Source organism: Sporolactobacillus sp. STSJ-5 (genome assembly GCF_024385605.1).
Classification (GTDB): Bacteria; Bacillota; Bacilli; order Bacillales; family Sporolactobacillaceae; genus Sporolactobacillus.
Map to the genome: position 1 here is coordinate 1 of NZ_JANFOJ010000029.1, position 20,351 is coordinate 20,351.

The following is a 20,351-nucleotide window of genomic DNA, read 5'->3' on the forward strand; positions in this document are numbered from 1 at the left end:
TATGGTTGGCGATCGGCTGGATTTCGACATTTATCCGGCGAACAAGCTCAGGATGAAAACAATCCGCGTTCTGCAAGGGATGGCTCGATTGCAGAAGCCGAAGAATTCGGACTATGTGCCGACAATGACCGTTCGAGCCGTTGATGACCTAAGGAAAATGTTGCACAAAAAACAATAAGGAACGAAGGACTAACAAATGGATTTCAGTGAGTTAAAGAGATTAGCGGAGGAAAAGGTGAATCCCAGAGCATTATCTGAAGACTGTCAAGTTTTCTTTCTTTATAGTATCGACGCTTCAAGTAGACTAATTAATGTCATGAAAAAGATGTTATTGATTAAAAATCAATAACCGTGATGCAGTAGATGGAAGATGTGAACGAACAGCGCTTCTCAGTTATAACCTTACATTATTCAGGAAGGTGATTTTTTGAAAATAATCCAACAATGGAAGCAAAGTGATAGTGAATTTATTAAGAAAAAGGTAATCGAACATAATATGGAACAAATTCCTGATGAACTGAAAACATCGAATGAAAACGTAAGCTTTATTTTAAAGGATGAAGGGCAAAAAATTGTTGGTGGAATTACAGGAACTATGTTTTGGCATCATTTACATATAGATTTTTTGTGGGTTCATAAACGTGTCAGAGGCAAAGGCTATGGAAGTGCATTGTTAAAAGAGATGGAAAATTACGCTTTGAAAAATAGATGTAGATTTGTCTATCTTGATACATTTAGTTTCCAAGCACCAGAATTTTATATAAAACATGGGTATACAGTTTTTGGTACTCTTGAAAATCATCCAAAGGGATTTAACCAATACTTTTTGCAGAAGAGATATGAAAAATAAGAGATGCGATCCTGTCGAAACGTTTATAGTATGATCCAAGAAGGGGCAGGGAAACAGATGATGAGAACGATCAAATACAAAACGCTTGATCACGATTATTATAGACAGGCTTTAGCGCTAAGAAATAAGGTTTTAAGAAAACCAATCGGGAAAGATATTTACAGCGAAAATTTGTCTATTGAAAAAGATAATGATTTCTATGCGGTTTTAATGGATAACAAGATCATTGCTACGTTTAGCATTTTTGTTGAAGCACCCCAAGTGGCTCACTTGACTGCTTTTGCAGTTGACCATGATTTTCAAAGACAGGGAATAGGTTCAAAACTGCTGAACTATGCGATTGAAGATTTAAAAAGCAAAAATTTTAAACAAATCAAAGTAAATGCCAGGTCAACTGCCCATGGGTTTTATCAAAAAAATGGATTTGAAGATATTGGCGGTAACTATCATGACAATCGACTTGGTTTAGATGGCTATCTAATGATTTATGAGATTAAATAAGTTTTGGCAGACACTCGTATCGTTTCGGAAACATAAAAAACAAAAAAGCAATTTACCTTTTTCAAAGTAAATTGCTGGGGCCTTGCTTAAATCAATTTTCTTTCTTTGAAGACTTCCTTAGCTACGGAAACAGCATTCAGCGCTCTTGGAAATCCGACATAGGGGACGCATTGAATAAAAATTTCAGAGATCTCTTTTGCGGTGATGCCGACATTCAATGCGCCGTTAATGTGTACGCGCAACTGATTTTCCGTTCCGCCAATCGAAGCGAGACTGCTCAGCGTGATCAGCTCGCGCTGTCTTAAATCCAACTCAGGGCGAGTGTAAATATCGCCAAAAGCAAACTCAATAATAAATTTTCCGAGGTCTGGCGCAATATCCTTCAAGGATTGTATAACCATCTCACCAGCATTTCCATCTACTTCATTTAATTTTTCTAAACCTGCTGCATAACGACTTTTTTCCAATTCTTCCATCTCCTTTTTTGGTACAATGAAAGTGTAATGGCTGGAGTTAACTCCATGTCAAGGCATCAAGGAGGACTTTTTATGGTTTACTCAATTGGCGAATTTTCCAAGTTAACAAGTTTAAGCGTCGATACACTTCGCTACTACGAAAAAGAAAAACTCGTCCATCCGGACAGAAATAGGAGCAATCAAAGACAGTACACGGACAAAGATAAAATGTGGGTTGACTTCATACTCAGACTTAAAGAAACAGCAATGCCGATTCGGAAGATAAAAAAATATGCGCGATTACGGGAGGAAGGGGATGTCACGTTGAAAGAAAGAATGGAGATGCTGCGGGCGCACCGACACTCCATGATCAAACAAATAGAAAAGTTCGAAGATAACTTGGGGCATCTAGACAAGAAAATAGAAACTTATGAAGCAATGATTGCCGATCATAAACAATGAGTTAGGCAGCGCAATGTGAGCCTCACTACAGCAGGAGACAGAAAAATGGAAGTTAATACATGTAAAATAGAAGTGCTTATACCTGAACGTTTTATTGCTTCGCTTAGGAATCGATTAAATGAAGCCGGTATTCTTACAGTGGGGAACTATGACAACGTTATCTCATATTCAGAAGTTAAGGGTTATTGGCGACCGCTCGAAGGAGCCAATCCCTATGATGGAGAAGTAGGTAAACTATCTGCTGGGACCGAATGCAAAATGGAATTTAGATGTCAATTTGAGCAAATCGATGGTGTCAAAACGATCATTAAAGCTGTTCATCCATATGAAGAACCCATTATAAATGTCATTCCTTTGCTGTGACATAAGAAAAGGTGAATGATGATGAATATACGTGCTGCAAAACCTAGTGATCTCACACAAATCCTGACTATTCTTAACGAGGTGTCAAGAGACCTGCAGGAAAAAGGTGTGAATCAGTGGAATTACCCATGGGATCAAGAACCGATAGAGGAAGCATTAAAACAAAATCAAGCTTTTATGCTAACGCTTGGAAATCATGTGATCGGTACTTTTTTTATCAGTGAAATTGATGCGATCAGTACATGCACCATAAATCCACAAAGTTTTTATCTCAGCAAAGTTGCACTTTCACCTGAATATCAAAGGAAGAATTTTGGAGCTAAGATTATGAAATTTGCGCTTATTTATGCTGAAAAACAGCATAAACCGGTTTATCTAGATTGCTGGGCAGGCAATGACAGGCTCAAAACGTTTTACAAAACGCATGGGTTTGACTATCTCGGGGATTATCCGGAAGCGAATTACTCTATAAGTGTCTTTCGGGGCAAAAGCTGAGAGGCATCACCAACCGACGTGTTTTTCAGCTGCACCGACAGTAATAGTCTAGGGAGGTTATAAACGATGAAAAAACGTTTCATTATTGTCGGCCTTGTATGTGTTTTGGCAGCCGTCCTTATTATTAAGATCTTCACATCGTTTGACACATTAGCCAAAGTGAAGCAACAAATACGCGTTAAGGATCATCTTCAATCATTTAAACTAACAGAGGCAAAAATTGATTATCATGTAGTGGTCCGAAAGAGCACGAAATCATACGACTATGTTTCCATTACCGGTTCAGTTCCTTCATCCGTTAAGGTAAAGCTTGCACAATTACAGCCCTCAAGCACCCTCTCCTTAAACCTTTATACTTCAAAGAATCTCATCTATGCAGGAAGTAAAACGACACAGATTACGTTGCATGTGAGAAACCCATCCGATTTGAAAGAAATCTCTCTCAATGGAGAACGCTTTTCAACTATCAAGAAGTCGTTTGACATGCCCGGTGCCGGGGGGCGGGAATAATGGTAGGAGAGGTGGAGAGAGCATGAACCACAAAATAGCCTTGTTTGCCGATGTTCACGGAAATATAACTGCATTAAAAGCGGTCATTGAAGACTCCATTCATGAAAAGGTCACTGATTATTGGTTTTTAGGAGATCTCTTCATGCCCGGGCCAGGTTCGTCTGATCTATTGGCACTGCTGAAAAGTATCAATGTGTCCGCTTATGTAAAAGGAAACTGGGAAGACTGCCTTCTAGAAGTACTTGCGGGGGAAGTTGACCTCAATGATCCCTCAGATATCTATGTCACAAGACTTGTTCAATACCAATGTGAAACCTTAAAGAACGCGCAAATAGAAATGATCAAGCGTCTGCCTTTACATACAACGAAGACAGTCAATGGACTTAATATCAGCATCGCACATAACTTGCCGGATAAAAATTATGGCGGCGATTTGGCACCGGATCAAACGCAACAAAATTTTGACCACCTTTTTACACAATCTCACTGTGATGTTGCCATTTACGCTCATGTGCATCATCAGATGTTGCGGTACAGCAGTGATGACCGGCTGATCATAAACCCGGGTTCTGTGGGACAGCCCTATTTCAAGTGGGCGAAACACCGCGCTGATCGGCGCGCACAGTATGCCATTCTTGAAATTGATGAACAAGGTGTGGCGCAAGTCAACTTCAGAAAAGTCGGCTATGACGTAAACAAAGAACTTCAAGAAGCAAAACGGAAGAATATTCCTTACCTTACTTTGTATAAAGAACAACTGGAAACCGGCAAAACGCATACACATGACAAAGCCTTTTTAAAAGAAATCAACCAACGTTACGGTTTCGCACAAGATGTTCGTAAGTTCTTAAAAAATTTGCATTGACTGATGACGGACAGACCTGTTCATCGAAATAAAGCAGTATGATAATTTTAGAAGGATTATCGTATCCGTTCACTACTTTGCATGCTCTAATTCAAAGCTTATTCAGTTCATGTTTCTGTCTTCGAGCATTAAAAGAAGGTGATGCCTTATTCAGATAATAATTAAAGGGGTGATGGTCATTGGAGCAACATCGAACTCATTATGGAATTGATGCACCTATGGTTCCTATAGTATATGTTCTAGTTGGTTGTGGCGCTCTATTTATATCAATTATTGAGTTGATTCACGATCAAAAATCAGGATACTGGATTTTAATCTATGCACTATTTATGCTGATTGGTGCAGGCTTCCACTTGCACACGTCTTTAAGGGGAAAATTCTTCATTTGGGGCAATGTTTTTGCGAAGTTAAGACTACCCGAAAATGCAAGAATATTGGATTTGGGATGTGGGCATGGTGCTGTTTTAATTAAAGCTGCCAAATTTCTTGGAGGGAGTGGGGAAGCCGTGTGGGTCGATTTGTGGCGGAAAGTCGACCAATCCGGCAATGATATGCATGCAACGGAAAAGAATGCATTGATAGAAAATGTATCAAATAAAATTCAATTAATAACAGCAGACATGACGGAACTTCCCTTGCAAGATGAAAGCTTTGACTTTATCTTTAGCAGCTTAGCAATACATAATATAAAAAGCAAAGAAGGAAGAGACCATGCACTTCGTGAAGCAACGAGAGTGTTGAAACCTGGAGGAACATTAATCATTGTTGATATTAGTAAAACTAAGGAATACATGCGGACACTTCAATCCCTCCCATTTAAAAATCTAAGCCGTCAAAATACCGGATGGATCGGCTGGTGGACGGGACCGTGGCTGTCAACCTATTTAATTAAAGCAACCAAAGCAAAAATTAATTCGTGATTCATGATTATTAGTCTCGTTGTTTCCGATGCCAAGGGGCGCACATGACAATGTTTCAGGGACTTAGTCTCATGAATCGGTTTGCTCTGTTGATTTTTCTCACCTTGTCATTTAGAAAAATCCGTCCCTATGCTATACATGGTAGCCGGACGGATTGGTTGATCCATTAATGAAGTTTTGTGCACGGGTCTACTCATTGCGGATAGTACTTGATTTCTAATAAATCATGCGGATAATCAGATCCGTATGGTTTTTATTATGTTCCAGTTTTTGTTCTTTACATGTCTTTTATATCGGTAAGTGATTCATTTGGCAACAAAATTACTTGTCATACAGGGGGTTCTCAAAAGGTCACCTTATTTTTTATAGAGAATCATCGCTTACTAGTTGCCTTCACATGATAGAGCCTAGCAGCCGTCAATGAGGCGCCGAGACAACAAATTGCCAATAGTATGAAGTATACATGATTCATTCCATAGACGAATACATCGTCTCTTCCCTTTACATAATCGGAAACGGGGTAACGTATTTTCCAACTCATGAAACCGTACAATAATGTTGTAGAAAGTGTTATTCCGACAATTTGTCCAAGGTTGCGAACGAGCGAACTGATGCTGCCAACGATCCCCAGTTTATCTCTAGGGCTGGCAGACATAATTAATGAATTATTCGCCGGTTGAAATAGAGCTTGCCCCACTGCCATGATTGAGACAGAAAGTGCGCAAGATACAAAGGAAGAGTGCTCATATAACCGCGACATGAGAAAAAAGCCGGAGCCCATAAATAGCAACCCAATCAGGGACATGATTTCCGATCCAATCTTATCAGAAAGTGTACCACTCAAAGGTGAGAGAATGGCCAAAATAAATGGAGAAATCATCATAAACAACCCGGTCTGTGCCGACGTCAGTTTCAATGTATCCTGAAGATAAAACGGCAATAAAATAATGGAAGCGGCAATACAAATGAATGAAGTGAGCGCGCAGATGAGATTTAATGAAAAGTGCATGTTTATGAAAATGGTAAGTTCAAGGAGCGGCTGACTCTGTTTCTTTTCAAATCTGATAAACCATGCGATTAAAAGAAGAGACAAAAGGATGGTCATTAGTATATACGGATTGGTGAATCCTATTTTCTGGGCCTCAATTAGCGCGACAAACAACAGAACGGTTCCTCCAAATTGAAGCGTTGCTCCCATTTTGTCCATCTGCTCGTTAGTTCGGGTACTCTTGGGCAGATAGTTCAACCCCATGAGAAAGACAGCGATACCAATTGGTACATTGATCCAAAAGATGAAATTCCAGTTTAATACGGACACGATAAAACCGCCTGCGGGAGGTCCAATCATCGTCCCCAGTGCAACAGAGGCAACCAAAATACCGAGCGCTTTGCCGCGGCCTTCTTTTGAGAATAGGCTTGTAATAATGCCTTGGTTGTTGGCCATATAGGCCGAAGCACCAATTCCTTGAATAAAACGGCAAATGATCAGGGAGGTGAAAGATTGGCACAGCCCACACAACAAGGAAGCTAGGGTAAACAAAACAGTGCCCCACTGAAATACGTTTGATTTTCCAATGATATCTCCGAGCCGTCCAAAAAATAGGAGTGTGGAGCAAATAATGATGGAATAACTTGCAACGACCCATTCAATAGACGAGAGTGGAACATTCATTTTTTCTGCCATAGTTGGCAGCACTACATTAACGATGCTGGAATCCAGCGTGGCCATAAATGTCATTGCGACAATGACAAATAGAGTGATCCCTGTTCTGTTTCGACGGATTAAGGCTTGTTCTTGCATACATAAATAACCTTCTTTGTATTTATTGATTAGCATCATTTTGCTGTTTAAAATGATGCTTGCATGTTCTATAGTAGTTAAATAAAGTTAAGTACGAAAGAACTGTATTGATGATTGTTTGTACGATTTTGATATGAGGTGAATAAATGATTGGAGAGGACAGTTATTTTACCAGAAAAATGCCCATTGACCATTTTGGCGTTGATATTTTCTTGAAAAGTGACTTGAAGCATGGCGAGAATTTTAAAAGACATTGGCATGAACATTTACAACTCTATTATTTTATGGCAGGCAGGGCGGTTCTGGAGTGCGGTCACAAACGATTTAACGTATCATCCGGCAATATTGCTCTTGTTAACAGCAATGAATTACACTTTCTGGAAAGCCTGTCTGATGACCTTAAATGTTATATCATCCGTATTAACCCAAGCTTCCTGTTCAGCAATCAAGTTGATTTATTGCAAACGAAATATCTTACACCTTTAGCGCTCAATCAGATCACTTTCCAGAATCTGATTGAGCGTGATGAACAATTCGTAAACTGTGTGACAAGGATACTTCGAGAACATGTTGAACAAGAAATCGGTTATGGACTTGCAATAAAGGGGCTTATTTACCAAATTGTTGTGCTGCTGCTCCGTGGACATGTTGATAAAATTTTGACAAAAAAGGAACTTGAAATAAAAAAACGAACATTAAAACGTTTTGATGATGTATTTCAGATCATTGAAAACAGTTATGATGAAAAAATTAGTTTAGGGGAACTTGCCGAAGTCGTGTCATTAAGCACGAGCCATTTTTGTCGCACGTTTAAACAAGTAGTGGGAAAAACGACAACGGATTACATCAATGGGGTACGACTTGAGCATGCAGTCTCTTTACTGGAACAAACAAGTTTCAATATCACTGAAATTGCACTGAAATGTGGCTTTGATAGTGTGAATTATTTTAGTCGTCTGTTTAAAAGGTACTATAGCACTTCTCCTACGGAATACAGGGTAACACATAGCGGACAATCATCTTTATAATTTGAATCGTATTTTCTTCTCTTCCCTATCTCCTCTATACTGATAACAAGGAACGAAAGAGGCGGTGACTGCATGACGAAACTAATGATTGTTGAAGATGATGAGAAAATTCGCGATGAACTGCGACTATTCTTTGAACGATATGGTTATGAAGTAGCGCGCACAACGCAGTTTGATCATGTTGTGGATGAGGTGTTGTCCGCCAATCCGGATATTCTTCTGTTGGACATTAATTTGCCTTATTATGACGGCTTTTACATATGCCGCTCCATTAGGAAGCAATCGAAAATGGGGATCATCATTGTGACGAGCAGGAATGCAGAAATGGACGAGCTGATGAGCATGAATCTTGGCGCCGATGATTTTGTAACCAAGCCGTTTAATACACAGATTTTGCTGGCGCGTGTTGCATCATTGGCCGGTAGAGTGATGCAAGATGGTGCACAAGCTTCTGTTCTTAATTACGGCAACTTCTCACTTGATGCAAATAAGATGCTGTTAATTTGTGGGGAGCAGTCCTGTGAACTATCAAAGAATGAATATCGAATCGCTGCATGTCTCTTGCGGGAGCAGGGAAGGATTGTCACGCGTGAACAGCTGATGGACGATCTCTGGAACAATCATCAATTTTTAGACGACAATACTTTAACGGTGAACGTTAACCGCTTAAGACGCAAAATGAACGAAATTCACGCAGAACCGAGCATTCAGACCAAACGAGGGGTCGGATACCGGCTATGATCGAGCTCAGCGATTATTTAAAAGAACGCCTGCCGCTTCTTCTGTCTCTTATGTTTTCATTTGTTTTGTTTGGCGGCGTGTTTGCGCTTTTTGCGATTAATTTCTGGATATATGCGTTGGTCGCGGTTATGGGACTTGCGGCGGTTTTGGCATGCATTGCTTTCGATTACCGGAAGAGACGGCATTTTTTCATGCAGGTTGCGCAGCAGGTTGAGTGGCTCGATCAGAAGTATCTGATTGCCGAGGTTATTGAACATCCGGATTTTGCAGAGGGAAGGGCGCTATATGATCTTGTGAAAATGACTAATAAAGCCATGATCGAAGAAATTAATCGGTACAAATTTACGATGAAGGATTACAAAGAATACATCGAATTGTGGCTGCATGAGGTGAAAACACCACTCGCATCAAGCCAACTGACTCTTGAAAATCATCGATCAATGGTAACCGACAGTGTACGTGACGAACTGGAAAAAGTGGAACAACTGCTTGAGCAGGTGCTTTATTATGCGCGCAGCAGCGATGTGGCTCATGATTATGTAATTCGGACCTGCAGCCTTGATGCGCTGGTGAAACAAACGGTCCAGAAGCATCGGCATGCGTTTATCAGCGCGCATGTTCATTTGGACTGTGGACCACTTGATGAACGGGTTGCGGTCGATCCGAAATGGCTGATGTTTATTTTGGGGCAGTTGCTGACCAATGCCATTAAATATAGATCCGGCCGTGATCCGCGAATTCGAATTGAAGCAGTCCGCAGCCAGAATTCCGTCGCTTTGCGGGTCATTGATAATGGTTCGGGTATTTCGGAACGTGATCTAGAGCGCGTTTTTGAAAAAGGGTTCACCGGAGAGAACGGACGGATGAATGGGAAATCGACCGGCATGGGCTTGTATTTGGCAGATAAACTTTGTGAAAAATTAGGTTTTAATCTCGTGATTGATTCGAAAAATGGAGTGGGGACAACAGCCTCAGTGATTATTCCGCAACGCAACCCCTATGAATAACGCGATGTTTCTGCTGGAGATAACGAACAGTTTTGTTCGTTTATGATCGCGAGTTCGCTGGAACGGCCTCAGATTTCCTGCCATACTGAACGCATCAGATGAGGGGAGTTGGATCGAAAATGGCCCATGTACTTGAAGTCACACATATTGAAAAATATTACGGAAATAAGCGAAATTTAACCAAAGCGATTGATGATCTTTCGCTAACCGTATCGGAAGGAGAATTTGTCGGCATCATGGGACCGTCCGGGAGTGGTAAGACGACGCTGCTGAACTGCATTTCCACGCTCGATACCGTAACCAGTGGTCACATTCTCATTTCAGGACAGGACATCACTCATTTAAAAGGGGGAAAATTAGCCGCCTTTCGTAGGGAGAACCTAGGGTTTATTTTTCAAGATTATAATTTACTGGACACCTTGACCATTTATGAAAATATTGCGCTCGCCTTTACGATTCAAGGCATCAAGCACTCTGAATTTGATCCGAAGATTCACAAGATCGCGCATCTTTTGGGGATTGGGAGCTGCCTCAATAAGTTTCCTTATGAATTATCAGGCGGACAAAATCAACGCGCCGCTGCTGTTCGCGCGATTGTGACTGAGCCCTCGCTTGTTCTCGCTGATGAACCGACCGGGGCACTTGATTCGAAATCATCGCGGTTGCTGCTTGAACACATGACAAAAATGAACGAAGAACTGAAAGCAACCATCGTGATGGTCACTCATGATTTGGTGACGGCAAGCTATGCGCGGCGGATTTTATTTATCAAAGATGGACAATTGTTCCATGAACTCGTTCGCGGTGATGACTCCCGAAAGGATTTCTTCGATCGTATTGTTGAAGTGACAACGGTCATGGGAGGGGACGCAGAGCATGTTCGCTAAACTCTCACTGCGCAACGTGAAACGCAGTTATAAGGACTATGCGGTCTACTTTCTGACCATTATTGTTGCTGTCAGCCTTTTTTATGTGTTTAACGCACTTTCGCAAAAAGATGCTTTAGGCCGGGTCATGCATTTGAAAAACGCAGATATAGCCACAGCGATCAACATGGTGATGACCTTTTTATCCATTTTTATTTCGTTGATTCTCGGCTTTCTGCTTATTTATGCCAACAATTATTTAATTCGACGAAGAAAAAAAGAGATGGGGATTTATTTAACGCTTGGTATGAGCAGACGCAAGGTTTCCGGGCTTTTGTTTCTGGAAACTTGCGTGATCGGTCTTGTCTCGCTTATCATTGGCTTGATTGTCGGCGTCTTTCTCTCGCAAGGATTTGCGGCATTGATTCAGCGCCTAGCTCTTGGTAATCTGCAAGTCTCGATTCGTTTTATTTTCTCTACTGCAGCGGGTATTAAAACGATTCTTTATTTTGCCGCTATGTTTCTTTGCGTCATGATTTTCAATACGGTCGTGATTGGGCGTTACCGCGTGATTGAGTTGATTCGCGGAGAACGTAAGAATCAGCGGATCAGACATTGGCCGTCTTATTGTTACTTAATTCTGCTTGCATGTAGCGTGACTCTGATCGGGCGCGGTTACTGGCTGGTCAATCATTACGGGTTGCATACGGTATCAAAGGAAATGGGCTATGCGATTTTATTCGGGATGATCGGCACGTTTCTGCTCTTTCTCTCACTGGCCGGGTTCGCGCTCAAGTTCATGAGCATAAGTAAAAATGTGTATTTCAGGCATTTGAATATGTTTGTCATGCGTCAAATCAGCAGCAAAATGAATACGGCATGGATTTCCATCTCGCTTGTCACATTACTTCTGTTTTTCTCGATCACCGGTCTTGCAATCGGTGTGAACTTGAGTAAAAGTTTAAATGCGGCAACCGACCAATTTGCCGCTTTTGATGTGAGTATAAGAGGAAAAGGGACACTAGATGGACTTAAGCAGCAGCTTGAGCAAAAACGGATTAATCCTGACGATTATTCAAAGCATTTGAATGCCTTTATGCTGTACGGCTCGCCTCTTAAATTAAGCGACTTTCTTCCCTATACGAATCAAAGTCAAAGAAAGTCAATGGATCAACTTTATGATATCCACGCACCAATACCGGCGATGAAGCTGTCTGACTATAATCAGCTGATGCGTGTGCAGGGAAAACGTCCGATTCACTTAACCACCCATCAGTGGAAGCTGATTACTCCTGACATTGGCGTTGTGAAGCAGCTCAATCCGCCAGGTTCCTTAAAGAAAATAACTTTTTGGAATAAAGGCAGGGTGCAGCAGACCACGATAGAGAATTCGGTCAGTACTTCATACGCACTCGGCGTTGTCGTGCCGGATCATGAAGTGCTCGGCATGAAGCCTTTTTATTCCATCATTAATTTTAATTTTGAAGGAAACAAAGTGGAACAACTGGCAGATCTGCAGAAAAAAACAAAAGCTCTTGAGGAGCCGACAGCAGAAACGAGAGTCCTGACCCGTGCTTTTATCGCAGATGCGATTTTGGGAAACAATCTAATGGTCAATTTCGCCATTCTCTATCTTGGTTTAATCTTTCTGATCGCCGGTTGCGCGATTCTGGCTTTGCAGCAGCTCGCGGAATCAGCGGATAATGTTCATCGTTACGGTGTTCTCAAGCAGCTCGGCGCCGGCAGAAAAATGATACATCAGGCATTGTTCACGCAGATCGCCATCTACTTTTTCATGCCACTCAGCGTTGCGATGATCCATGCCTTTGTCGGTTTGAAGGCGATGGACGCGCAGAATCAAGTAATTGGCAGCAGCGAGAGTATATGGAAAACCGCCTATGTGGTGATTCCGATCCTGCTTGTCATCTATCTCACTTATTTTATTGTTACCTATTTTAACTCTAAATCGATTGTGAATAAAAATGCGAGAAGAGCGTAAGCAAAAAAGTTGAATAAAGCGAACAAAAATTCAGGATGCTGAGAAACCAGGTCCTGTTTTTTTATAAGCCAAATGCCTGTGGATTATAAAGTTCGATGCTTGTTAAGAAAAAGAGTCACAAAACGGATGACCTTGTCACGCTCGTCTCCTTGGCAAATGTGATGCCGTGCATGAGGCAGATAGTGCAGTTCTTTTTCTTCCGAAGCAGCCGCGTGAAAAATCAGTTCAGAGCTCTTTGGATCAATCGTTTCATCTCGTTCACCGTGAATGATACACATCGGGACATGAATGGTGTGAAAAATTCGTTTTGCCTGCCTGACAACCTTGTGAAACTGAAAGACATTGGCAATCGGGACCTTTTGAGTGAATTGCGAATCGTAGTTTTCCGTTCTCCTTTTCTTCCGGTGACGAAATCTATCCAGTCTCATTTTGAAGACATGAGGGGTCAGCACATAAACAGCTGGAGAAAGCAAGACCAGAGACGAGATCGGATAACGGGAAGCCGTAATCAAGGCGATCATCGCACCCATTGAAAAACCAATCAGATGAATCTCTTTCTTGGCGTCTTTTGCTTGTATAACCATTTTTTCAATCGCTTGCAGCCAGTCCAGAGCAGTGGTTTTTTCCATATGCTTTTTGGCTCGATCGTGACCGGGTAAAAGCGGGATGATGACTTCAAACCCGGAATGTTCGAGCGCGTGCGCCAGCGGTTCCACTTCCCAAGGACTTCCGGCGAATCCATGAATAATAATGCATAATGGTTGCTTCATTTAATCACTTCCTTACCTCCTAGTCTGCCGTGTCCACAGTGCATCATTCCAGATTGCCCAAAAAAAATTGAATAAAAACAAACAGTTTGGGGGAAATTAGGTGCAATTCATTTCTCTGAGGTGACCGCGATGTCCTATTTCAAGGTAGATGATTGCCAACTCTACTACAACGTTCAAGGTCAAGGAATTCCGATTCTTTTCGTTCATCCTCCTTTACTGACCCATTTCAATTTTTTAAATCAAATGAAGGAACTATCTAAGTGTTATCAGATCATTACTTTTGACATACGCGGTCATGGAAGAAGTTCAGCAACAGATGAGGTCTTGACTTACCCGCTCATCGCGGATGATATGCTGCATTTGCTTGATCATCTGAACATTCCTCAGGCCTATGTCTGCGGTTATTCAACCGGCGGATCAATCGCGCTCGAGTTTTTCTTGAAGTATCAAAACCGGGCATTGGGCGGGATCCTGGTCAGCGGACTGTCTGAAGTCAGCAACGCGGCATTAAAAAGTAAACTGGTTCTGGCAGCGACACTCGCACGTTTCAAGGCGCTTTCTCTATTAGGTTTCTATATTGCCGGAACAAATATGGCTACACTTTCTTCGTTTTGGAAAATGCTGCGGGAAGAACGACGAGGATCAGGGAAAAATGTGGCCGAGTACTATCAATACAGTCTGTCCTACACCTGCACCCGTCATTTGAATCAGATTCAACTGCCGATATTACTGATTTTTGGGCGCCAAGATCACGGATTTTTTCGTTACGCAAAAATACTGCATGAACACCTGCCGAATAACGAACTGAAATGGATTCAAAACGTCAAACACCAAATTCCAACAAAGGCGGCGTCAGAACTAAACAGCTTTATTAAAGAGTTTGTAAAAAAGAAAGCGGCTAAGGGTATTCGGTGGAAAATTTGATCAACTAATAAAAAAAGCACAGGATACCGTTCAAAATGAACACGGCGCATGTGTTTTACGTAAAATATGCCACCTCAGCATCCGGAAAATAGTGGTGGATGTAGCCTTCAATTGTTTCTTGCAGAAGTGCTTCATCTTCTTTTTGATAGATGTATTTTCCGATCCCGTAGCGTCCCCATTTATAGCGGCGTTCCTCTTTATCCATGACCAGCTTTGAATTCGGGTAATTCTTTTCAATCACGCGTTTGGCCGGACCGGTGAAGCGATGCTGGATGAGTTCAAATGTGATCGGAACGGCCGTTTTTTCCGGAAACTGGTCATGCAGTGTCTCAAAAAGCTGACGGTAGCCTTCCTGCCAGCCATCGTGAATGTAAATAGGTGCAATAATAAAGCCGAGCGGATAGCCGGCATCAGACACCTTTTTTGCCGCTTCGATCCGTTCAACTAGGCGGGATGTTCCTGCTTCGAAAAATTTAATCACGTACGCATCATTGAGGCTGAAACGAAATCGGGTTCGTCCGTTGTGTCGCGCGTCTAGTAAATGATCCACATGAGCGAACTTTGTCACAAAGCGCAGCTCGCCGAGATCTCGCGCGCCAAAAAATTCGATTGCCTTTTTCAGAGAATGGGTTAAGTGGTCAATGCCGACGATGTCAGAAGTACATGCCGCTTCGAATCGTGTGATCTCAGGTGCTCGTTCGGCCATGTATTGATCGGCGCGTTCGAGAATTTCATCGACGTTGACATAAGTTCTTATATACGGTTTCGATCCCATTGTGGTCTGCAGGTAGCAATAGTGGCAGTGACCCATGCATCCGGTTGCAAGCGGCAAAGCATATTCTGCAGAAGGTTTAGAGCTTTGGAAATCCAAGGTTTTTCTCACGCCAACGACCAAAGTTGATTTGGCGTTGCGGTATTTTTGAAAGTCATTAGTCCCTGGGAGATTGCGCACTTGATTATGCGAGGTCGTTTCACGAATCTCGATCCCCATATTTTCAAATTTATCCTTTAGCGTTTGACCAAGTGGGTAGTCCAACGCACGAGGCTCAATGTAGACAAGCTGGGGAACAAAGGGCTTTACCATGAGTACTGCGCATCTCCTTAATCTTCATCATATATTTGCTTATATACGCGTTTCGCGTCGTCGATCGTTGGGAACACCGCATCATCCTCGGCAAATTCATAGTACATATCATTTAGGGAGAGCACCTTGTCCTCTTTTTTATTCGGATTTTCAACTACTTCTGCTTCCTGAATCAATGTGGCGGTTGCTGTGTGCGGATTTCGGCAAATGACATAGACAAGATCGCCAACCTGTGTCTCCTCTTTTTTCATTGCTATCCCTCCTGACTTCTCATTCTTTTCCTTTGTGATTATGTCCGAAATGGGTTCGGTTATGCGTTGGGAGGGGCAAGAGTGCCTGTGAATAAAGAGATTTTTTTAATAAACAGATAAATTGTTGCGAACAGATCATGATTGTCTGGTAAAATAAAGGAAGACCATTCATTTCTTTCTAATCGAGTGCATCAAGCAGTTAAAAGATCTACACGACTCGTGATCGCACACGAAAGCAATTGCGCAACAACATGTAATTGTTGATTGAATTCCTGATTTTCTTCTAATAAGTAAAAGTCAGTACTGATGTCATTTCCTCGAACATTGTCATCGACGCATTTAAGCTGCGTTCTGTTTGGCAAGCATTTCTCTAGTACATTTTTTCCCATTGCAAAGAAAAATACATCAATCAAGTGCTATTGAATATCATCAATAAGCAGTGAGGATGGGGGACTCGCAGTGAATCGATTTTGGAAATTTTCTGGGCTATTAGCAGGGGTTGTTGTTATAGATATTTTTTTTCTATCTCCCGGGTTTTTAGGCGTTGCCATTGGCGGTGAGAGCGCATTTCAGACTGCTCTTGGCGTAACGCTATTATTGGCGAGTGCGATGACTATTCTGACTGCCTTGTATTTAATCTATTTCAAACCGCGTGGTGCGGGAAGTATACCTCAATTGGAAACAAAAGAAGATTATTTGGAATCGTTAAGGGAATTTAAAGACAGTAGGGTATTTGGCAATGACATTGACACCGTCTTAACTCAAACAGAGCGCTTAGAGAAGAAAAAAGAAACGGTAAAAAGAACGTTAGCACATCGCTTTGGTGAAGGAGAGTTGAGTTATCAGAAGTTTATGGCTCCTGTCTCCGATGTTGAGAAACTCTTCTACGTCAATATTAGAAATATTATTGTCAAGGTAAGCGTCTTTGACGAAGGAGACTATTTGAAGATCAAGCGGGCTGCGAACGATTTTTCAGCAGATGTGATGGAAGATAAAATGCAATTATTTAATCACTACATTGATTCAGTCAAGTCATCTAAGAACATCAATGAAGAAGTGCTGACAAGCTTAGACAAATTGATTTTGGAAATTTCCAACTTGAACACGGTAGATGTGTCAGAAGTTGACAATCTGCCTTGTATGCAGGAAATGAATCAATTGATTAGCCAGACGAAGTATTACAAGAATTCTGAGGGGGCTTATGAATGAATAATACGGGCAAGTTTATTGGACTCGGGGCAGTTGTTCTTCTCGTTGTGTTCGCAATTGTTTTTATCGGGGTATCGCTGACCTCGAACTCTAAACCCGTAAAAGTTACGGATAAAAACAAAGTAAAGATATTGAATAAAATGTATTCTGATATCGACATAACCAAGGAAAAAGCGGTTAAAGGAAGCATTGATCTTAATCCGGCCAACGTTGCGTCTGAGCTCCCATCAATTAATAAATTTGATGTGTCTGTGAAAAACACGACTAATGATTCTGTTGAAATATTTTCTTCAACAGAAAAATCGGGTACGGGTGCGGATGGTTGGATTAATAAAGTAGCCGATGATTTTAATCAATCGAACGTAACGGTCGATGGGAAGCGTGTATCGGTAAAGATCAGAAATATCGCATCAGGAACGGCGACCGATTACATCAAATCAAAGAAATATATCCCGGACGGTTTCACACCATCGAATGAGCTATGGGGTGAGATGACAAAGGCTAGTGGTGTAAAGATAGAAATGATTTCGAAGAGTATGGTCGGAAATGTTCCTGGGATTTTGCTGAAAAATTCGAAGTATAATGAAATTAAGAAGAAGTATGGGAAAATTGATGCCAAAACGGTAATCAAGGCAATGGCAAATAACGAATTAACCATGGGGTATACAGATCCTTATGCAAGTTCCACCGGATTAAATTTATTGATTAGCATCCTGCATACGTTCGATGCCGGCAACTTACTTGGCAATAAAGCAGTCAGCGGCTTTGAAAAATTCCAAAATAACGTTCCGTTTACGGCACTGACCACCTTGCAGATGCGCGATGCTGCAAAATCAGGTACATTGGACGGGTTTGTTATGGAGTATCAGACGTTCAGCCAAGCGCCCGATCTCAAAGCAAATTATACGTTCACGCCGTTCGGGGTTCGGCATGACAGCCCGCTGTATGCCTTAGGCAATAGCTCATCTGAAAAGAAACAGATTTTGCAAAAATTCGCTGATTTTTCGAAGCAAACGAAGTATCAGGAATTGGGAAGTAAATATGGGTTTAATCATGAAGCAAATTACAAATCAGAGTACAGCGGGGTAGACGGCGCGACGCTTACATCTGCTCAAGCGCTATGGAAAGAAAAGAAGGATCTTCAAAAACCAATTTCGGCCGTCTTTGTCGCGGATACTTCAGGCAGCATGGGCGGGGCACCACTCAATCAATTGAAGAAATCATTACTGCAATCTCAAAAATATCTCGGAAGACAGAACAGCATTGGGTTAGTGTCCTATGCAAATGATGTATCAATTAATTTGCCAATCGGCAAGTATACGATTGAACAACAGTCTAAATTCGTTGGTGCGGTGGAGCGCTTAGAGGCTAGTGGAGGGACAGCAACCTATGACGGAATCATTGTCGCAATTAGGATGCTTCAGGACCAAATGAAGAAAAATCCAAATACAAGACCAATTATTTTTGTCCTAACTGATGGGGAAACCAACGGCGGCCATTCGCTCGATGAAGTAAAAGGCTTAATAAAAGCATATAAAATGCCCATTTATACCATTGGATACAATGCCAATCTAAAGGATCTCGAAAAAGTCTCAAACATCAATGAAGCAGCTTCAATCAACGCCGACACGGATGATGTCATTTATAAAATTAAAAACCTATTCAACGTACAGTTGTAAGGAGAGGGGATCGGTCGATGGGATTTTCAATGGAAGTGGTGAATGAAAACGAGGTTAAGGCTCAAGTAGAGGAACAAGTAAAACCTATATCAGAAGAAATGCAGAAAATCAAAGAAACAGCGGATAAAAATGTTGCTGAGATTATGAAGATTGATCCGACAGCGACCACCTCATTTGGTGAACGAACCGAAATGCTGCAATCCGTTGAAAGCTTTGGCCTGGATACACTGAGAAGCTCAGCAAGCAAAAATTCTCTGCTGAAGGTATCGGTGGGCAAGCTTTCAAAGTCGGGTGACGAAGGTGGTGCGGTCGCAAAAGGGTTAACGGAGTTACAAACGCAGCTGCAAGATCTTGATCCAAGCGTTGTCGACTTCACAAAAACCGGTTTTCTTGGCAAACTTTTTAATCCGCTGCGTGCTTACTTTAAAAAGTACCAAAAAGCCGATGCGGTCATCGGCGACATCGTTGAATCGCTCGACAAAGGCAAAAGAGTACTAACCGACGATAATAAAACGCTGCTCCTCGAACAGCAGACGTTGCGTGAAATCACAAAGAAACTGCAGACGAATATCGAATTGGGTTCATTGATGGATCACTCCATTGAAGTAAGCATAGAGCAAGCCAAGAGTGAAGATGAGAATTCGGAAAAGGTGCGCTTTGTTACCGAAGAAATCCTTTTTCCGTTGCGGCAGCGTGTTATGGATATGCAGCAGATGCTGGTCGTCAACCAGCAGGGAATTATCGCTTATGAAGTAGTCATGCGTAACAACAAGGAGCTTATTCGCGGAGTCGAACGGGCAAAGACAGTAACTCTGTCCGCGTTGCGCAATGCGGTAACGGTTGCGAGTGCCTTGTATAATCAAAAAATCGTACTCAGCAAGATTGAATCGTTGAATAAGACAACGAACATGTTCATTTCCGGAACATCCAAGATGCTCAAAGAACAGGGTGCCGACATCCAGAAACAAGCGATGGAAACCGGAGTCTCAGTGGAGACGCTGAAAACAGCATTCGTTGATGTGCTCTCCGCGCTTGACTCAATCAGCGCCTACAAGCAAGAAGCGCTGCCAAAGATGCGCGAAACGATCAACCAATTCAGAGAATTGGCAGACAGCGGAGAGAAACAAATCAAACGGTTTGAGAATGGGTCACAACTATCCCTGTAAAATGAACGAAATATGATGAAACCCGTCTTCCTAAGCAGGAGGGCGGTTTGTTTTCTACAGAAATCTGGTTTGGCAGTTGTAGTCCATGATAAAGAAAAATTCTAGGACATTCCCCCGAAGTCTGTCTTTCGTGTAAAGTAGACGGAAGAAACGCAGTAAACCTATAAGAGAAGGTGTTAGACCGAATATTGAAGTTCAACCTAGCGAGGAAAAAAGTAGAACCGAACCATCGGAAAGTCGAACCGAACGCGACCAAAGTCGAACCCAAGAGAGGAGAAGTCGAACCGAAGACCCGAAGTAGAACCGAACCATCGGAAAGTCGAATCCAAGAGGGGAGAAGTTGAACGCTGATTCTTTTCTCTGAACGCTGATTCTTTTCTCTGAACGCTGATTCTTTTCTCTGAA

General features: G+C 41.9%; 24 protein-coding genes. 18 read left to right on the forward strand and 6 right to left on the reverse strand.

The features are described 5' to 3' along the window. Position 1 precedes the first annotated feature (1 nt). The 3 genes from NOM01_RS17335 (at position 2) to NOM01_RS16370 (ending at position 1,351) form a co-directional block, all read left to right on the forward strand. Positions 2-178: an HAD hydrolase-like protein gene (locus NOM01_RS17335; RefSeq protein ID WP_370646190.1), complete on the forward strand. Its 177-nt coding sequence runs from the start codon at positions 2-4 to the stop codon at positions 176-178. Between the two features lie 249 nt (positions 179-427). Continuing rightward, on the forward strand, positions 428-850 hold the full coding sequence (locus NOM01_RS16365; RefSeq protein WP_255749644.1) for a GNAT family N-acetyltransferase: 423 nt from the start codon (positions 428-430) through the stop codon (positions 848-850). A 57-nt stretch (positions 851-907) separates the two neighbouring features. After that, on the forward strand, positions 908-1,351 hold the full coding sequence (locus NOM01_RS16370; protein ID WP_255749645.1) for a GNAT family N-acetyltransferase: 444 nt from the start codon (positions 908-910) through the stop codon (positions 1,349-1,351). Positions 1,352-1,437: 86 nt separating this feature from the next. Here NOM01_RS16370 and NOM01_RS16375 read toward each other — a convergent pair whose 3' ends face one another. Then, complete coding sequence (locus tag NOM01_RS16375; RefSeq protein WP_255749646.1) at positions 1,438-1,818, reverse strand: carboxymuconolactone decarboxylase family protein; 381 nt, start codon at positions 1,816-1,818, stop codon at positions 1,438-1,440. Positions 1,819-1,899: 81 nt separating this feature from the next. Here NOM01_RS16375 and NOM01_RS16380 point away from each other — a divergent pair, with 81 nt between their 5' ends. The 6 genes from NOM01_RS16380 (at position 1,900) to NOM01_RS16405 (ending at position 5,421) form a co-directional block, all read left to right on the forward strand. Continuing rightward, positions 1,900-2,268, forward strand: a complete 369-nt coding sequence (locus NOM01_RS16380; RefSeq protein ID WP_255749647.1) for a MerR family transcriptional regulator — start codon at positions 1,900-1,902, stop codon at positions 2,266-2,268. A gap of 45 nt (positions 2,269-2,313) precedes the next feature. Beyond that, positions 2,314-2,631 (forward strand): YqfO family protein, encoded by a 318-nt coding sequence (locus NOM01_RS16385; protein ID WP_255749648.1) that lies wholly within the window; start codon positions 2,314-2,316, stop codon positions 2,629-2,631. 18 nt (positions 2,632-2,649) lie between these two features. Beyond that, complete coding sequence (locus NOM01_RS16390) at positions 2,650-3,126, forward strand: GNAT family N-acetyltransferase (protein ID WP_255749649.1); 477 nt, start codon at positions 2,650-2,652, stop codon at positions 3,124-3,126. Positions 3,127-3,192: 66 nt separating this feature from the next. Then, positions 3,193-3,636 carry a hypothetical protein gene (locus NOM01_RS16395; RefSeq protein ID WP_255749651.1) on the forward strand — a complete coding sequence of 148 codons (444 nt, stop codon included), beginning with the start codon at positions 3,193-3,195 and terminating at the stop codon, positions 3,634-3,636. A gap of 22 nt (positions 3,637-3,658) precedes the next feature. Beyond that, positions 3,659-4,501, forward strand: a complete 843-nt coding sequence (locus NOM01_RS16400) for a metallophosphoesterase family protein (protein ID WP_255749652.1) — start codon at positions 3,659-3,661, stop codon at positions 4,499-4,501. Positions 4,502-4,680: 179 nt separating this feature from the next. After that, a complete protein-coding gene (locus tag NOM01_RS16405) occupies positions 4,681-5,421 on the forward strand; it encodes a class I SAM-dependent methyltransferase (protein WP_255749653.1) in 741 nt (246 codons plus the stop codon). A gap of 373 nt (positions 5,422-5,794) precedes the next feature. Here NOM01_RS16405 and NOM01_RS16410 read toward each other — a convergent pair whose 3' ends face one another. Further along, entirely contained in the window at positions 5,795-7,222 is a 1,428-nt protein-coding gene (locus tag NOM01_RS16410; RefSeq protein ID WP_255749654.1) for an MFS transporter, read from the reverse strand. A gap of 212 nt (positions 7,223-7,434) precedes the next feature. On the opposite strand from NOM01_RS16410, the gene NOM01_RS16415 reads away from it, so the two are divergent. The 5 genes from NOM01_RS16415 (at position 7,435) to NOM01_RS16435 (ending at position 12,863) form a co-directional block, all read left to right on the forward strand. Next, a complete protein-coding gene (locus tag NOM01_RS16415) occupies positions 7,435-8,250 on the forward strand; it encodes an AraC family transcriptional regulator (RefSeq protein WP_255749656.1) in 816 nt (271 codons plus the stop codon). 72 nt (positions 8,251-8,322) lie between these two features. Next, entirely contained in the window at positions 8,323-8,991 is a 669-nt protein-coding gene (locus NOM01_RS16420; RefSeq protein WP_255749657.1) for a response regulator transcription factor, read from the forward strand. After that, complete coding sequence (locus NOM01_RS16425; RefSeq protein WP_255749658.1) at positions 8,988-9,998, forward strand: sensor histidine kinase; 1,011 nt, start codon at positions 8,988-8,990, stop codon at positions 9,996-9,998. Before NOM01_RS16420 ends, NOM01_RS16425 begins: the two co-directional genes overlap by 4 nt. Before the next feature lie 119 nt (positions 9,999-10,117). After that, complete coding sequence (locus tag NOM01_RS16430) at positions 10,118-10,885, forward strand: ABC transporter ATP-binding protein (RefSeq protein ID WP_255749659.1); 768 nt, start codon at positions 10,118-10,120, stop codon at positions 10,883-10,885. Continuing rightward, positions 10,875-12,863, forward strand: coding sequence for an ABC transporter permease (locus NOM01_RS16435; RefSeq protein WP_255749661.1), 1,989 nt, complete (start codon positions 10,875-10,877; stop codon positions 12,861-12,863). Before NOM01_RS16430 ends, NOM01_RS16435 begins: the two co-directional genes overlap by 11 nt. A gap of 83 nt (positions 12,864-12,946) precedes the next feature. Here NOM01_RS16435 and NOM01_RS16440 read toward each other — a convergent pair whose 3' ends face one another. Beyond that, the gene (locus tag NOM01_RS16440; protein WP_255749662.1) at positions 12,947-13,633 is read right to left on the reverse strand and encodes an alpha/beta hydrolase; all 687 of its coding nucleotides are present in this window, start codon (positions 13,631-13,633) and stop codon (positions 12,947-12,949) included. A 129-nt stretch (positions 13,634-13,762) separates the two neighbouring features. Here NOM01_RS16440 and NOM01_RS16445 point away from each other — a divergent pair, with 129 nt between their 5' ends. Then, positions 13,763-14,557: an alpha/beta fold hydrolase gene (locus NOM01_RS16445; RefSeq protein WP_255749663.1), complete on the forward strand. Its 795-nt coding sequence runs from the start codon at positions 13,763-13,765 to the stop codon at positions 14,555-14,557. Between the two features lie 55 nt (positions 14,558-14,612). On the opposite strand, the gene splB is transcribed toward NOM01_RS16445, so the two are convergent. After that, positions 14,613-15,641, reverse strand: coding sequence for a spore photoproduct lyase (gene splB / locus NOM01_RS16450; protein WP_255749664.1), 1,029 nt, complete (start codon positions 15,639-15,641; stop codon positions 14,613-14,615). Positions 15,642-15,658: 17 nt separating this feature from the next. Then, positions 15,659-15,892 carry a transcriptional regulator SplA domain-containing protein gene (locus tag NOM01_RS16455; RefSeq protein WP_093671464.1) on the reverse strand — a complete coding sequence of 78 codons (234 nt, stop codon included), beginning with the start codon at positions 15,890-15,892 and terminating at the stop codon, positions 15,659-15,661. A 459-nt stretch (positions 15,893-16,351) separates the two neighbouring features. Here NOM01_RS16455 and NOM01_RS16460 point away from each other — a divergent pair, with 459 nt between their 5' ends. From NOM01_RS16460 to NOM01_RS16470, 3 genes are read left to right on the forward strand one after another with little or no spacing between them, the layout of a single operon-like run. Beyond that, on the forward strand, positions 16,352-17,101 hold the full coding sequence (locus NOM01_RS16460) for a hypothetical protein (protein ID WP_255749665.1): 750 nt from the start codon (positions 16,352-16,354) through the stop codon (positions 17,099-17,101). Continuing rightward, entirely contained in the window at positions 17,098-18,780 is a 1,683-nt protein-coding gene (locus NOM01_RS16465) for a VWA domain-containing protein (RefSeq protein WP_255749666.1), read from the forward strand. The genes NOM01_RS16460 and NOM01_RS16465 overlap by 4 nt, the downstream gene beginning before the upstream one ends. Positions 18,781-18,797: 17 nt before the next feature. Further along, complete coding sequence (locus NOM01_RS16470; protein WP_093671458.1) at positions 18,798-19,946, forward strand: toxic anion resistance protein; 1,149 nt, start codon at positions 18,798-18,800, stop codon at positions 19,944-19,946. Positions 19,947-20,141: 195 nt separating this feature from the next. Here NOM01_RS16470 and NOM01_RS16475 read toward each other — a convergent pair. Next, positions 20,142-20,351 (reverse strand): hypothetical protein (locus NOM01_RS16475; protein ID WP_255749667.1); only part of this gene is annotated, 210 nt, incomplete at its 5' end.